This is a genomic window from Methylobacterium symbioticum (assembly GCF_902141845.1).
Lineage (GTDB): Bacteria > Pseudomonadota > Alphaproteobacteria > Rhizobiales > Beijerinckiaceae > Methylobacterium > Methylobacterium symbioticum.
In genome coordinates, this window is sequence record NZ_CABFPH010000001.1 from 1 (window position 1) to 13,578 (window position 13,578).

Below are 13,578 nucleotides of genomic sequence, written 5' to 3' on the forward strand. Positions count from 1 at the left end.
CGGGCCGCGCGCTGGGCCGCGTCGAGGGCGCTGGTGCGCGGGCCGGTTCGTGCGCGCTCCGGCCAGCCGCCGGGCTTCGGGCCGCGGGCTGCGCCGCGTCCTTTGCCGGCGCCCGCTGCCTTGCCCGGTGTCCTGCCCGGACCTTTGCCCTTGCCGGGCCCGCCGCGATGAGGTGGCTTCGTCGTCATGTCCGCGCTGCTATCACCCGGGCACGACGGCGACAATTCGGGGTGGCGCGACCCTAACCCGCCCGGCGCGCCGCCTCGACGGTGAGGCCGATGCCCACCGAGCCGAAGGTGTCGCCCTCCACCACCCGCGCCCGCGGCAAGCAGGCGGTGAGGCCGGCGCGCACATGCGGCAGGCCCGTCGAGCCGCCGGTGAGGAAGAGCGCGTCGATCCGGTCCGGACCGAGACCGGCCTGGGCGAGGCAGCGCCCGACCCGCTCGGCGATGCGGCTCGCCAGCGTGCCGGTCTGTGCGTCGAGGCTCGCGCGGTCGACGCTGGCCGTCAGGCCGCGCTCGACGAAGGTGAGATCGATCTCCGCGGCGCCCGTGTCGGAGGCCGCGATCTTCGCGCCTTCCACGGCGAGCGCCAGGCCGTGCCCGCGCTCGGCCTCGACGACCCCGTAGAGCCGGTCGATCAATTCCGGACGGGCGGCATCGCGGCGGGTCTCGTCGATCTCGCGCAGCGTCTTCGGGTTGTACAGCCGATTGATGCTCGACCACGTGGCGAGGTCGTGGAAATAGGCGTTGGGGACGGCGAGATCGCCGCGCCGCATCGGGCTGCCGAGGCCCATCAGCGGCATCACCGTGCCAAGGCTCAGCATCCGGTCGAAATCGGTGCCGCCGATGCGCACGCCGTCATTGGCGAGGATGTCCTCGGCACGCTCGGCGCGGGCGTGGCGCTCGGGCGAGAGCCGCACGATCGAGAAATCCGAGGTGCCGCCGCCGATATCGGCAATGAGCGCGATCTCCTCCTGGCTCACGCCCTGCTCGTAATCGAGGGCGGCAGCGATCGGCTCGTACTGGAAGGAAACCTGGCGGAAGCCGACGCTGGCCGCGATCTCCCGGAGCGTCTCCTCGGCACGGCGGTCGCCCTCCGGGTCACCGTCCACGAAATGGACCGGGCGGCCGTGCACCACCGTGTCGAATTCCGTATCGGCAGCGGATTCGGCCCGCGCCTTCACCGCGGCGAGGTAGCGGGCGATCACGTCGCGGAAGCGCAGGCGCTCGCGGCCGAGCGGCGTGGTCTCCTCGATCAGGCCGGTGCCAAGCACCGATTTGAGGCTGCGCATCAGGCGGCCGGGCACGCCTTCGACATAGGCCTCCATCGCCGCGCGGCCGATCACCGGCTCGCGGCCCGGCGCGAAGAAGATCGCGCTCGGCACGGTGCGATGGTGCCCTTCGAGGGGCAGCAGTTCCGGACGGCCGCCCGCGACGCGGCCGAGAGTGGTGTTCGAGGTGCCGAAATCGAGGCCGCAGGCCGCCATCAACGCTCTCCGGCGCAGGTTCGAGAATGGGTCACAAAGGGGCCGGCCGCTCTATAGGCCGCGCCGCGTCCGGTCCAGAGGCCGGGATGCAGCCCCGCTCAGCGCCGGGCGACGCGCCGGGGTGGCCCGGCGCACAGGCGATCCCGGAACCGTGCGAGTGCCGCGCGCTGGAGGTCGCTCGGCGGAGAGTGCGCGCCGGCCACCGCAATCAGCATCGCGATCAGGGCGTCGCGCTCGTCATCGGTCAGGCGCTCGCGCAGCAGCGGCAGCAACAGGTCGGCCGTCTGGTGGAACGGGCGCCGCGCGACCGCGTAGTCCATGGCTCGTTCGAGCATCGCCGCCGGATCCCGGATGTGCAGCGGATCGGCGAGGAAGCCGAGGATCCGGTCGCGCTCGGCTTGGGTCACCGGGCTGCCGGTGCGCACGATCTGCAGCATCAGGATCGCGGCGGCGAGGCGCACATCCCTGACCTGCCCCAGGCGCCAGCGGGCGCCGTCCAGACGCGTCACAGCCGTCCGATGAAGGAGACCATCGATGCCGCTCTCATTCAGATCCGGATCGAGTGGGACACGGTACCTCTGCACGATCCAATAGAGCATGGCGACGATGAGGGCCGCCGCGACGATCAGAGCGGGCATGCCGAAGCCTCCGAAGCCGAATCGACCGCAAGGATCGTCGGCATCGGCATAGGATGATAGTCTGAAAATTTAAGATTATAGAGCCCGCATCGCCTGCGGGCACAGGGCCTCAGTCCTCGCCGCGCCGTGCCCGGCGCAAGGCCTCCCAATGGGCGAGGCGGTCGCGGTAGCGGCTTTCCATGCCTCGCTCGGTCGGCGCGTAGAAGCGCTGTCGGCCGAGCCGCTCCGGCCAATAATCCTGTCCGGAGAAGGCGTCGGGCTCGTCGTGGTCGTAGCGGTAGCCCTCACCGTAGCCCATGCGCTTCATCAGCTTGGTCGGCGCGTTGAGGATAGTGCGCGGGGGCGGCAGCGAGCCGTTCGCCTTGGCGATGCGGGTGGCGGCCTTGTAGGCCTCGTAGACCGCGTTCGATTTGGGTGCGCAGGCGAGGTAGACCGTGACCTGGGCGAGCGCCAGCTCGCCTTCCGGCGACCCCAGGAAGTCGAACGCGTCCTTGGCAGCCGTGGCGACGACGAGGGCCTGCGGGTCGGCGAGCCCGATATCCTCCACGGCCATGCGCACGAGGCGGCGGGCGATGAACAGCCGGTCCTCGCCGCCGTCGAGCATGCGGCAGAGATAGTAGAGCGCCGCGTCCGGATCCGAGCCGCGCACGGTCTTATGCAGGGCACTGATGAGGTTGTAGTGGCCCTCCTGCGCCTTGTCGTAGATCGGGGCGCGGCGCTGCACGATCTCCTGCAGCACCTCCGCATCGAGGGTCTCGCCGGGCCTGGCCGAGCGCCAGACCTCCTCGGCCAGGGTGAGCGCGGCACGCCCGTCGCCGTCGGCCATGCGGACGAGGACGGCGCGGGCCTCCTCGGTCAGCGGCAGGGCTTGCCCGGTGAGATCTTCGGCGCGGGCCAGCAGCTTGGCCACCGCCGCATCGTCCAGGCTGCGGAACAGCAAGACGCGGGCGCGGGAGAGCAGCGCCGCGTTCAGCTCGAAGGAGGGGTTCTCGGTGGTGGCGCCGACGAGCGTCACCGTGCCGTCCTCCATCACCGGCAGGAAGGCGTCGAGCTGGGCGCGGTTGAATCGGTGGATCTCGTCCACGAAGAGCAGCGTGCCCTGCCCGGCCATCCGGCGCTTACGCGCCGCGTCGAAGACCTTGCGCAGGTCCGGCACGCCCGAGAAGATCGCCGAGATCTGCTCGAAATGCAGGTCGGTCTCGTTGGCGAGCAGCCGCGCCACCGTGGTCTTGCCGGTGCCGGGCGGCCCCCAGAACACCAGCGAGCCGAGGGTCTTCGCGCGCAGGAGCCGGGTCAGCGCCCCGTCCGGGCCGGTCAGGTGCTCCTGGCCGACCACCTCATCGAGACGGGCCGGGCGCAGCCGGTCGGCAAGCGGCCGGGGCGCGCCGGAATCGCGCTGGGGCTGCTGTTCGGTCGCGGCGAAGAGGTCGGACATCGGCGCATGAACACCGCATGGGCGCGGGCCGGCAAGCCCGGCCCTGCACTATCCCCCGAACACCGAGGTCAGCACCTCGCCCTTCCGGTTGATCGCCACCTCCCACATGTTGAGGGTGTTGCGAGTCAGCCGGTCGAGATCCTTGGTAGAGGTCACGGGCGCGCCGTTGATCGCGAGGACGAGGTCACCCTTCTGCAGGCCGGCGCGGGCCGCGATCGAGTTGTCGTCCACCGCCTGGACCGCGACGCCTTCTGAGGGGAAATCCACCTGCATCTCCTCGGCCACGGCGGGCGAGGTGTTGACGAAGGTGGCGCCGAGGAAGGGCGAGCGCGTCTTCACCTTCAGCACGTCGCGCGGACGCGTCTCCGGGGCGGGGGAGAGCTTTACCGGCACGGTGATGCGCCCCGTCCCGCGCAGGACGCCGAACTTGGTCTGGCCCTCGATGCCCTTGAGCGCGAAGCGGTAGCCGAACGCTTCCGGGTCGTCGACGGTCTGGCCGTCGACGCTCAGGATCAGGTCGCCGCGCTTCAGCCCCGCCTCGTCGGCCGGGCTCTTCGCGGCGAGACTCGCCACCAGCACGCCGGTCGGGTGGTCGAGGCCCATGCTCTCGGCGATGTCCGGCGTCACATTCTGCACGCGGGCGCCGAGCCAGGGCCGGCGCACGGTGCTGGCGCCGCCCTTGGCGGTGTCGACCACCGCCTTCACCATGCTCGCCGGGATGGCGAAGCCGATGCCGTGGCTGCCGCCGGATTGTGAGTAGATCGCCGTGTTGAGGCCGACGAGCCGGCCTTGCAGATCGACCAGGGCGCCGCCGGAATTGCCTGGATTGATGGCCGCGTCGGTCTGGATGAAGAACTGGTAGTCTGAGGAGCCGACCTGCGTGCGCGCCAGCGCCGAGACGATGCCCTGCGTCACCGTCTGCCCGACGCCGAACGGATTGCCGATCGCCATCACGAAGTCGCCGACCTCGAGCGCCTCCGAATCGCCGAAGGGCATCGGGATGACCCCGCCGGTCGGGTTCTTGATCCGGATGACCGCAAGGTCGGTCCGCGGATCGCGCAGCACGATCGAGGCCTCGAACTCGCGTCGGTCGGCAAGCGCCACCCGCACCTCGTTCATGTTGTCGATGACGTGATTGTTCGTGACGATGAGCCCGGTCTCGTCGACGATCACGCCGGAGCCCAGCGATTTCTGCGCCCGCTCGCCCCGCATGCCGCCGGGGCCACGCCCGCCATCCTCGCCGAAGAAGCGGCGCATGAACTCGTCCATGGCGCTGGCCCGGGCGTTCGAGCGCTTGTCCACATGCGAGGCGTAGACGTTGACCACGGAGGGGGCCGCCCGCTTCACAACGGGTGCGAAGGAGAGCTGCACCTCGCCCCGTCCCTGCGGGACGCTGTTGGCGGAGAAGCCCTCGCGGGCGGCATAGGGTTCGGGGGTCTTCTCGGGCGCCTTGGCCGGCTGCGCGGAGAGGGTGCCGAGGCCGACGAGAAGGGCAGCCACGGCGCCGAGGGCGGGTGGGAGAATGCGGGACATGCAGGGCTCCGGATCAGGACCGCGCGTCGCCGCCGGCGGCCCCGAGGGGCGCGGCCGGCGGCCGGATCGGCCGCGTGTCGCGCCTCTCTATCGCGGCTGATTGCGGCGCGCGAGAGTCAGCCGCGGCTCTGCAGGAAAGCGAGGAGATCGCCGGTCAGCCGCTCGGCATGGGTGAAGGGCACGGCGTGCGGCGCCCCCTCGTAGGCGACGAAGCGCGCGCCCGGGATCGCGGCCGCAGCGGCGCGGCCTGAGATGTCGACCGGGACGATCTGGTCGCCGTCCCCGTGAATCACGAGGGTCGGCACCCTGAAATGCCCGAGATCGGCGCGGAAATCGGTCTCGCCGAAGGCACGCACGCACGCGACCGTCGCCTTGGGCGAGGCGAGCATGGCGATCTGCCCGGTCCATTGGATCAGATCGGTCGAGGAAGGCGAGGAGAACACGCCGACGCCGAAGAAGCTCTTCGCGAAGTTCGACAGGAAATGCGGCCGGTCCGTCCGGAGACCGTCGATCATCCCCTCGAACACGGAAGGGTCGATCCCGTCCGGATTGTCGGAGGTCTTCAGCAGGTAGGGCGGCACCGCCGAGACGAGCACCGCCTGCGCAACGCGGGCGCCCCCATGGCGGGACATGTAGCGGGCGATCTCGCCGCCACCCATGGAGAAGCCGACGAGGGTGACATCCTGCAGGTCGAGGCGATCGAGCACCGCCTTCAGGTCGTCCGAGAAGGTGTCGTAGTCGTAGCCCGACCAGGGCTGGTCGGAACGGCCGAAGCCGCGCCGGTCGTAGGCGATCGTGCGGAAGCCGGCCTCGGCCAGAGCCGGCTGCTGATATTCCCACATATCGGCGTCGAGCGGCCAGCCGTGAATGAGCACGACCGGCCGTCCGCTACCCCAATCCTTGTAGAACAACCGCGTGCCGTCGCCGGTCTCGATCAGGGCCATGCGCCGTCTCCCGTTCCAGCAGGAAGGACCACCAGGGGAGAAGGCCCGGTCCCGCCAGCGGGGAATTCGGCGCAGCCGGGAACGTTCCGGCCGCGCCCGACCGTCAGGCGGTCTCCTTGCGGCGCGCGGCGCGGCGCGGCTTGGCAACCTCCTCGGCCGGGGCCTCCGGCTCGGGGGACGCGGCTTCCATCTCCGGCACCCGGCGCTGCTGACCGAGACCGAGGGCCTTGGCGAGCTGCGAGCGCTGCTCGGAATAGCTCTTGGCGGTCATCGGGTAGTCGACCGGCAGGCCCCACTTGGCACGGTAGGCCTCCGGCGTGAGACCGCGCAGGGTCAGGTGCCGGCGCAGCGTCTTGTAGGGCTTCCCGTCCTCGAAGCTGAGGAGGTGGTCGAAGGTGATCGAGCGCTTGATCTCCTGCGGCGTCGGCTTTGCCGGACCGGTATCGGCCGCCCCGGCCGCGCTGTCGAGAAGCCCGACGATTACCTCGTGCACGTCGACCAGAAGCTTCGGGAGTTCGGCACCCTGTACGTGGTTGTTGCTGACATAAGCCGCAACGATGTCCGCTGCGAGCTTCACAAAACGTGAACGATCAATTTGAGGTTCGGTCATATCCATCTTGCCGTGGTTGTCCTTCAGCCTCAACAGCGCAGGCTGAAAAATTTGCTGGCCCCGGTGTGGCGGATACAATCTCACCCGCGAGAAACGTCAAGAGATGAATGCAATTTTTCAATGTGATGTCTTCACTGGACGTGGAGCGATGCATTTTTGCTGGCCTATCTGAGCGAATTTTGCTCATTTTTGTATGCATTGTGCAAAGCCAAGTCCTAGAAATAGCTTGAAAAGTGTCTTCACAACCGGAAATTGCATGAGCGAATACCGCTCATTCTGCCTCCAGACTCGACCATGGGTAAGCCACGAATCAAAACGGCCGCCCAGGGGGAGCGGCCGTGATGGGACTCTAGGTGGTGAAGGCGGGACGAACGCCCGCTTAGAGTCGCTCCAGATCGTGTTGCAATCGAGAACGGCTCCAAGCCTTTAGTTCGATACGCCCTCATTCGCCGAACCGGCATCCTCTGCGGCAGAAAGCGCTCCAGCCGAGCTCCGCGGCCCTCAAGCGTCGAGGCCGAGCATCAAGCCGATATTCTGGACGGCGGCACCGGACGCGCCCTTGCCGAGATTGTCGAGGCGCGCCACGAGGACGGCCTGGCCGTGGCGGTCCGAGCCGAACACCCGCAATTCCAGCTTGTCGGTGTCGTTCAGAGCCTCCGGCTCGATCCGCTCGCGGTGCGCCCCTTCATTCGCCCCAGTGACCACCTCGACAAGGGGCCGGTTCGCGTACCACGCGACCAGCGCCGCCTCGAGATCGGCCGCAGAGGGCCGGCCCGGCAGAGTGTCAAGATGGAGCGGGATGCTCACGAGCATGCCCTGCCGGAAGTTGCCGACGGACGGAACGAAGATCGGACGGCGGGTCAAGCCGGAATAAGCCTGGGTCTCGGGCAGGTGCTTATGGCCGAAGCCGAGGCCGTAGAGTTCGAAGGCCGGTGCATCGCCCGCCTCGTAGCGCTCGATCAGGCCCTTGCCGCCACCGCTGTAGCCGCTGACCGCGTTGATGCTGATGGGGAAGTCGGCCGGGATCAGGCCGCCCTCCACCAGCGGGCGCAATAGGGCGATCGCGCCGGTCGGGTAGCAGCCGGGATTGGCGACGCGACGCGCGGCGGCGATCGTCCGTCCCTGCTCGGGGGTCAACTCCGCGAAGCCGTAGGCCCAGCCGGGAGCGACCCGGTGCGCGGTGCTGGCGTCAAGGATCTTCGGGCCGCCCCCGGGCAGCGCATCGGCCAGTGCCACGGTCTCCTTGGCCGCGTCGTCCGGCAGGCAGAGCACCACGAGGTCGACCTCGGCCAGCAGCGCCCGCTTGACGGAGATATCCTTGCGGCTCTCGTGCGGGATGCTGCGCAGCGCGATCCGCCCGTCGCGTTCCAGGCGCTCACGGATGCCGAGGCCGGTCGTGCCCGCCTCGCCATCGATGAACACCGTTCCCACCTGACCGCTCGCGTTCGCCATGATGCTCGGATTCCGGTTGCGCCACCCGGAGAGGGCGGATCGACTCGCGGCGCAGGTGGCCGCTCACGGGTCACGAGTCAATGCATCGTCCATGACGGGTTCATGAATTCAGGCCCCACCCCGTGCCGCGCGCTCCACAGGCTTCGCCGTGCCGCAGGAACGGCGGGCATGGGCAGCCTGTTGAGGCGGAAACCCGACGATGAGGTATCGACGATGTCCGAGACTGCGAAGAAGACCGATCCCAAGCTTTGGGACAGGGTCAAGAAGAAGGTCACCAGCTCGCCCAAGGGCGGGAAGCCTGGCCAATGGTCGGCCCGCAAGGCGCAGATGGCCACTCAGGAATACAAGAAGGCGGGCGGCGGTTACGCAGGGAAGAAATCGGACGACAATCACCTCACCCAGTGGACGGATGAGGAATGGGGTACGAAGTCCGGGCAGGAGAGCGGCAAGACGGGCGAGCGCTATCTGCCGAAGAAGGCCCGCGAACGGCTCTCCGACGACGAGTACGCCCGCTCGACCGCGAAGAAGCGCGCCGACAGCGCCAAGGGGCAGCAGTTCTCGAAACAGCCGAAGGACGTGGCCCGAAAAGCGGCCTCGGCGCGCGGAGGAACGGGATCGGCGAAGGAGCCGACCAAGGCGGAGCTGATGAAGAAGGCTCGGGCCCAGGGCGTCTCCGGCCGCTCAAGCATGTCGAAAGCCGAACTCGCGCGCGCCGTCCACGCCTGAGTTCCCATCCTATCAGACGCCCGTTCCATCTTCACGCCGAGGCGAAGGTGCGTCGATGGAACGGGCCGGACGCCGATCCGGGTCCCGCCCGGCCGGCTCGTCCCTCACTCGCCGTCGATGCGCCGGCCGATGATGGCGATGGCCTGCTGGTAGACGGAGGCCGAGTTCCAGCCCTGGATCGCGGCGAAGTTCGGCTGACCTGGCTGATAGCCGGCACCGGCACGCCAGCCGTGGCCCTTGAGGAAGTTCGCCGTGGAATTCAGCGCCGTGCCGACATTGTCGAGACTGCCGCCTGTGCCGTAGGTCAGCACGTTCTTCGGCAGGAACTGCGTGTGCCCGACCTCGCCATGTGCGGCCCCGCGTGTGCTCGCGGTGAGGATGCCGCGGTCGACGAGCTGCAGGGCCGCGTAGAGCTGGTCGGTGAAGTAGGCGGAGCGCCGGCAATCGTAGGCCAAGGTCGCCACCGCGGACAGCGTGTTGACGTTGCCTTTCACGGCGCCGAAGCCGGTCTCCATGCCCCAGATCGCGAGGAGGGGCCCGGGCGGGACGCCGTAGCGCTGCTCGATCGCGTCGAACAGGGCGGCGTTCTGCGCCTTCAGCGAGCGCCCGCGCGAGACGATGGCGTTGGCGCCGCGCTTGGCCATGAACTGGTCGAGGGAGAGCCGGAAGCTCTTCTGGCCCCGGTCGGCCGAGATGGTCGCGGTCGAGTAGGAGGTCCCCATCAGGACGGCGAGGCTCTGCGCGCTCGCCCGGCCGCGGGCCTCCTCGGCGAATTCGCGCTTCCAGGCCTCGAATCCGGCGGCGGTGTTGCCGCATTGCGCGGCTTGCGCCTGGCCGGCCACGCCCAGCCCTACGCCCATCAGCGCGGCACCGGCCAAGGCCGCGACGCCGACCCGTCGCTTGATCTCGCTCACACGTGACTCCTCTCGCAGATGGACCGCGCGCGGCCACCGGGAGCGTGTCCCGACGCGGGCACGCCGCCGGCCCGGAAACAGTGTCCGGGGCCAGCATATAGGGTCTGTCACGATGCCTGCCGAGCTTCAGCCGGCAACGTTGGTGGCGACCGTGCCCTCGCGAGCACGGTTCACGGTCTTGTGATGGCCAGTCGGCCGTCCGGGCCGCCGGCCTGACGCAACCCGCCGCCCCAACGACGGCGGCGCACGGACCAGGCGTAGCGGGCATCCCCGTCCAGCAGGTGGGCATGGTCGGAGAGGCGGTTGCGCTCGAGCCAGGCCAGAGCGGATTCGAGCTCGGCGAGGGTCATCGTCGCGCGCTCCTTGCCGACGACGCGCTTGAGCACGGCGTTGTAGCGGTGGGCGAGGTTCCCGCCGCGCGGGGCCTGCCAGGCGGCCTCGTCTTCCACGGCCTGGGCCGCGACCTGCGCGGTGATGCGCTGGCGCAGCACCCGCTCGGTGAGGGAGGGCGGCGCGTCGAGCGAGACGGCCGGGCCCTGCCGGGGCTTGGGCTGGGGCCCCTCCTCCGCGGGGCGCGGGCGCAGCATCGCGTAGCGCAGGCCGAGGGCGTTGCTCTCCAGCGGCGTGATGCCGGGCGGCGGCTCGTCGCGCCACGGCAGGGGACCGGTGCGGATCGCGGTGACTGCCGGCTTCTGGCGGGGCCGGCTGGCGCTGCCCTGCTCGGTCTCCAGTTCCTCGCGGAAGCGGGCGAACAGCGGGTCGTCCGGGTGGAAGACCAGCGCCTGCTGGTCGGCGTAGGCACCGGCCTGCGGATCGACCCGGGTGGCCCGGGCGAGCATCTGCTCCAGCCAGGGCCGCGAGCGGATATGGGTCAGGGCGGCCACCACCGCGACTTCGGGCGCGTCGAGCCCCTCATAGGCCATGGCCACCGTGACGAGCACGGCGGGCTCGGGCAGCAGGCGGAAGGCGGCGAGCGCCGCGTGCGAGTCCTGGATCGACGAGGTCGCGATGCGCACGTCGCGCTCGGCCTGGGGGCCCGGCATCCAGCCCTGCAGCGTCTCCAGATAGCGCCGCGCGCTCGCCTGATCGGGCGCGACGACGAGGAGCTTGCCGAGGCCCGGCGCGCTCGCACCGGCTTCGAGGCCGCGCTCCGCCCGTCGGAGGGCGCGGATGCGGCGCGTGGCGTGGAAGGCCTCGCCGAGAAGGTCGCGAGCGAAGCCCGTACGCAAGGCGGTGAACAGGGCGGGCCGCGTCGTCTCGCGCAGGCCGCCCGCGAGCCGGTGCGGGCCGACGCGGGGTGCCTCCCCCGCCGGCCGGCCGCCTTCAAGCCAGCTCGCCTCCCCGTCGAGCGCTCCGAAGCTCACCGGCAGCACCGCCCGCTCGGCGAGCGCCTGCGACCGGGAATAGCCGATGACGGCGAAGCCCGGCGCGTCGAGGTCGATCTCCGGCGCGCGGCCGGCGCCGCCGGGATGATAAGGCAGCCCGAGGATGCGCCGCCCGTCCGCCCGCTCCAGGGTGCCCGACAGGAACAGGCGCAGGCGCGCCGCCCGGAAGAGCGGCAGCATCGCCCGGCTCCAGGCGCCGGCCTCGGCCTCCTCATCCGGGGCTTCGGCGGTGCGGGACGAGCCCGGCACCGGCAGGTGGTGGACCTCGTCCACCACGAGGAGGGTCGCGTGGGCCCGCGCCTCGGCGAGGTGCAGGGCGGGGGCCGCCGCGACTGCCTGATAGGTGGTGACGTAGCCCGAGAGGCCGCGGCAGGGATCGGGCTCATTGTCGGCGGCGCGCACGCTGAGGCCGTGCCCGAGGGCGCTGCGCCAGGCCGGATCGGCGAAGGCCTCCTCCGCCTGAAGCCGGAGGGAGTCGCGCGGCACCACCCAGACCACGCGCTCGACCCGCCCCGCGGCGATCAACTCGGCGGCGGCGATGACCGGCAGCAGCGACTTGCCGCCACCCGGCGTGACCGCGGCGAGGATATCCGTGACCGCAGCGGCCTCGCCGCGGGCGATCGCCGCCACGAGGTCGCGCAGCGTGCGCTGGTGCGAGCGGAGCGGGCGTGTCTCGGTCAAGGAGCGGGGCGCGGCAACCGGCGGATCATGCCGGCACCGTGGCCCAAGCGGAACGTTTTGTGAATCCTTGCGACCTCAGAAATGCGGATCGTCCGCCGCCTCGAGCCGCCCTTCGCCGATCGCCGCGCGGAAGCGCTCGTAATCCGCCTCGTTGCGGTCGCCGTAGGCACGCGCCCAGTCGGCGAGCGCTTCCTTGAGGTCGGTGTTGCCGTCGCGCCCGCAATAGCCGCCGATCGCCGCCGCGTCGCCGGTGCGGGCATGGGCGCGGGCGAGCAGCGCGCCGTAGGCCCAGGAGAAGTACCGCAGCGGCTCGCCGCGCAGGCAGGAGACCGGGATGTCGCCCTTCATGTTCTTCATCTGGCGCACGTAGAAGGGCCGCCCATCGATGCTGGTCCAGCCGAGCAGCGGGTCGCCCACCGCCTGCAGCAGGCGCTGCCCGTAGATGACGCGCTCGCCCTCGTGGCTGGCATAGGGCTCGGGCATGCCCGGGAGGTAGGGTGCGTTGGCCGGGCGCACCGCCTCCTTCACTTGGAGGAAGAGCGCGTCCTGGTCGGAATTGCCGCAGAGCAGCGCCACATAGGCCCGGGTGCCGACGCTGCCGACCCCGACCACACGGTGGGCCACGTCCACCACATGGTAGCGGCTCAGCATGAAGCGGCGCTCGCGCGGCAGGGTCTCGGCATAATGCTCGAGCCCGGTGATCACCCCCTCGCGCACCTCCTCCGAGACGGGCGTGAGGATCGGCGGATCGTCGCGGAAGCGCCAGCCGCCATCGACCCGGCGCTCGCCGATCCGCTCGAGCAGGCTGCGGTTGTGGCGCTTCTTCGCCTTGGCCACGGCCTTCAGCACGACCTCCTGGGAATGGTCGTCGATATCGATGCCGGAGATGGCGAGCTGGTCGGCGCGGGTGGCCTGATACCAGACGTCGAGGGAGCCCTGTGGCGCCAGCTCCGTCATGGTGTGCTGGTAGCCGCCGACCGCGGCGAGCACCCCTGCCCGGCGCTCGCCCGGCGCCGTGCCGTCGTCGCGTCCGGCGATCTCGATGCTGGCGACGAGACGCTTGAGGTCCCATTCCCAAGGCCCGACCGTGACCTCGTCGAAATCGTTGAGATCGAGCACCACGTCGCGCTGCGGCGTGCCGAACAGGCCAAAATTCGCGATATGCGCATCGCCGTTCATGACCACGCCGATCTCGCTGTTCGGCGAGCGGGCGAGGTCCCAGGCCATCACCGGCGCGGCCCCGCGCAGGAAGGCGAAGGGCGAGGAGGCCATGCGGGCAACCCGCAAGGGGATCAGATGCGCCTGCCGTCCCTCATGCGCGGCCTCGATCAGGCTCACCGGATCGGGCCGGTCCTCCGGCAGGTCGAGCACGGCATGGGCCTGGTGCGGAACCGCCTCTCGCAGGCGCTTGCCGGCTGCGCGACGCTTCTCCCAGGGCTCGCCACTGCCGCGCAGGTCGATCTGCGGGTAGTCGGCGAGCGGCTCGAGGACGATCTCCTCCGGCGCCTCGTCCAGAGCCGCCTGGGTCGCCTCCAGCTCGAACGCCTGCTCTCGCTCCATCCCGACCGTCCCGCTCCACACGCGTCAGCTTAGACAACACCTATTCCCCGGCCTACGGGGATGAAGTCGCAGTCTCGCACGTATCACCACGATTTCCCGCCTCGCAGAACCAAGCGGCGGCCCGCGCGTATCCCCCGGGCTGTGCGATCCGAGCGCTCGGAAGCCCGTATGGTTTCCGGTACGGCGAAGACGCATCACGAACCGATATGTG

At 70.2% G+C, this 13,578-nt stretch carries 11 protein-coding genes and 1 pseudogene; 1 reads left to right on the top strand and 11 read right to left on the bottom strand.

Annotated elements, in window-relative coordinates; genetic code table 11:
• From MET9862_RS29790 to argC, 8 genes and pseudogenes are all read right to left on the bottom strand, one after another.
• Nucleotides 1-188 (bottom strand): annotated as a pseudogene (locus tag MET9862_RS29790) (RluA family pseudouridine synthase); the annotation flags it as partial.
• Nucleotides 189-241: 53 nt separating this feature from the next.
• Entirely contained in the window at nt 242-1,489 is a 1,248-nt protein-coding gene (locus MET9862_RS00005; RefSeq protein WP_142581060.1) for an Hsp70 family protein, read from the bottom strand.
• A gap of 98 nt (nt 1,490-1,587) precedes the next feature.
• Complete coding sequence (locus MET9862_RS00010) at nt 1,588-2,127, bottom strand: tellurite resistance TerB family protein (RefSeq protein WP_142581061.1); 540 nt, start codon at nt 2,125-2,127, stop codon at nt 1,588-1,590.
• 109 nt (nt 2,128-2,236) lie between these two features.
• Entirely contained in the window at nt 2,237-3,562 is a 1,326-nt protein-coding gene (locus tag MET9862_RS00015; protein WP_142581062.1) for a replication-associated recombination protein A, read from the bottom strand.
• Between the two features lie 48 nt (nt 3,563-3,610).
• On the bottom strand, nt 3,611-5,095 hold the full coding sequence (locus MET9862_RS00020; protein WP_142581063.1) for a Do family serine endopeptidase: 1,485 nt from the start codon (nt 5,093-5,095) through the stop codon (nt 3,611-3,613).
• Nucleotides 5,096-5,211: 116 nt separating this feature from the next.
• A complete protein-coding gene (locus MET9862_RS00025; protein WP_142581064.1) occupies nt 5,212-6,039 on the bottom strand; it encodes an alpha/beta fold hydrolase in 828 nt (275 codons plus the stop codon).
• A gap of 103 nt (nt 6,040-6,142) precedes the next feature.
• Nucleotides 6,143-6,655, bottom strand: a complete 513-nt coding sequence (locus MET9862_RS00030; protein WP_142581065.1) for a Ros/MucR family transcriptional regulator — start codon at nt 6,653-6,655, stop codon at nt 6,143-6,145.
• Between the two features lie 495 nt (nt 6,656-7,150).
• Nucleotides 7,151-8,101 carry an N-acetyl-gamma-glutamyl-phosphate reductase gene (gene argC / locus MET9862_RS00035; RefSeq protein ID WP_142581066.1) on the bottom strand — a complete coding sequence of 317 codons (951 nt, stop codon included), beginning with the start codon at nt 8,099-8,101 and terminating at the stop codon, nt 7,151-7,153.
• A gap of 213 nt (nt 8,102-8,314) precedes the next feature.
• Between argC and MET9862_RS00040 the strand changes: the two genes are divergently transcribed.
• A complete protein-coding gene (locus MET9862_RS00040; protein ID WP_142581201.1) occupies nt 8,315-8,827 on the top strand; it encodes a DUF5872 domain-containing protein in 513 nt (170 codons plus the stop codon).
• Nucleotides 8,828-8,931: 104 nt separating this feature from the next.
• On the opposite strand, the gene MET9862_RS00045 is transcribed toward MET9862_RS00040, so the two are convergent.
• The 3 genes from MET9862_RS00045 to MET9862_RS00055 form a co-directional block, all read right to left on the bottom strand.
• On the bottom strand, nt 8,932-9,687 hold the full coding sequence (locus MET9862_RS00045; protein WP_142581202.1) for a lytic murein transglycosylase: 756 nt from the start codon (nt 9,685-9,687) through the stop codon (nt 8,932-8,934).
• Nucleotides 9,688-9,911: 224 nt separating this feature from the next.
• A complete protein-coding gene (locus MET9862_RS00050; protein ID WP_142581067.1) occupies nt 9,912-11,807 on the bottom strand; it encodes a DEAD/DEAH box helicase in 1,896 nt (631 codons plus the stop codon).
• Nucleotides 11,808-11,882: 75 nt separating this feature from the next.
• A complete protein-coding gene (locus MET9862_RS00055) occupies nt 11,883-13,367 on the bottom strand; it encodes a DUF2252 domain-containing protein (RefSeq protein WP_142581068.1) in 1,485 nt (494 codons plus the stop codon).
• Nucleotides 13,368-13,578 lie beyond the last annotated feature (211 nt).

What these genes read in the sequence shown, in the direction of transcription:
- MET9862_RS00005 (WP_142581060.1), bottom strand. Translation starts at nt 1,489, where the DNA reads ATGGCGGCCTGCGGCCTCGATTTCGGCACCTCGAACACCACTCTCGGC.
- MET9862_RS00010 (WP_142581061.1), bottom strand. Translation starts at nt 2,127, where the DNA reads ATGCCCGCTCTGATCGTCGCGGCGGCCCTCATCGTCGCCATGCTCTAT.
- MET9862_RS00015 (WP_142581062.1), bottom strand. Translation starts at nt 3,562, where the DNA reads ATGTCCGACCTCTTCGCCGCGACCGAACAGCAGCCCCAGCGCGATTCC.
- MET9862_RS00020 (WP_142581063.1), bottom strand. Translation starts at nt 5,095, where the DNA reads ATGTCCCGCATTCTCCCACCCGCCCTCGGCGCCGTGGCTGCCCTTCTC.
- MET9862_RS00025 (WP_142581064.1), bottom strand. Translation starts at nt 6,039, where the DNA reads ATGGCCCTGATCGAGACCGGCGACGGCACGCGGTTGTTCTACAAGGAT.
- MET9862_RS00030 (WP_142581065.1), bottom strand. Translation starts at nt 6,655, where the DNA reads ATGGATATGACCGAACCTCAAATTGATCGTTCACGTTTTGTGAAGCTC.
- argC (WP_142581066.1), bottom strand. Translation starts at nt 8,101, where the DNA reads ATGGCGAACGCGAGCGGTCAGGTGGGAACGGTGTTCATCGATGGCGAG.
- MET9862_RS00040 (WP_142581201.1), top strand. Translation starts at nt 8,315, where the DNA reads ATGTCCGAGACTGCGAAGAAGACCGATCCCAAGCTTTGGGACAGGGTC.
- MET9862_RS00045 (WP_142581202.1), bottom strand. Translation starts at nt 9,687, where the DNA reads ATGGGCGTAGGGCTGGGCGTGGCCGGCCAGGCGCAAGCCGCGCAATGC.
- MET9862_RS00055 (WP_142581068.1), bottom strand. Translation starts at nt 13,367, where the DNA reads ATGGAGCGAGAGCAGGCGTTCGAGCTGGAGGCGACCCAGGCGGCTCTG.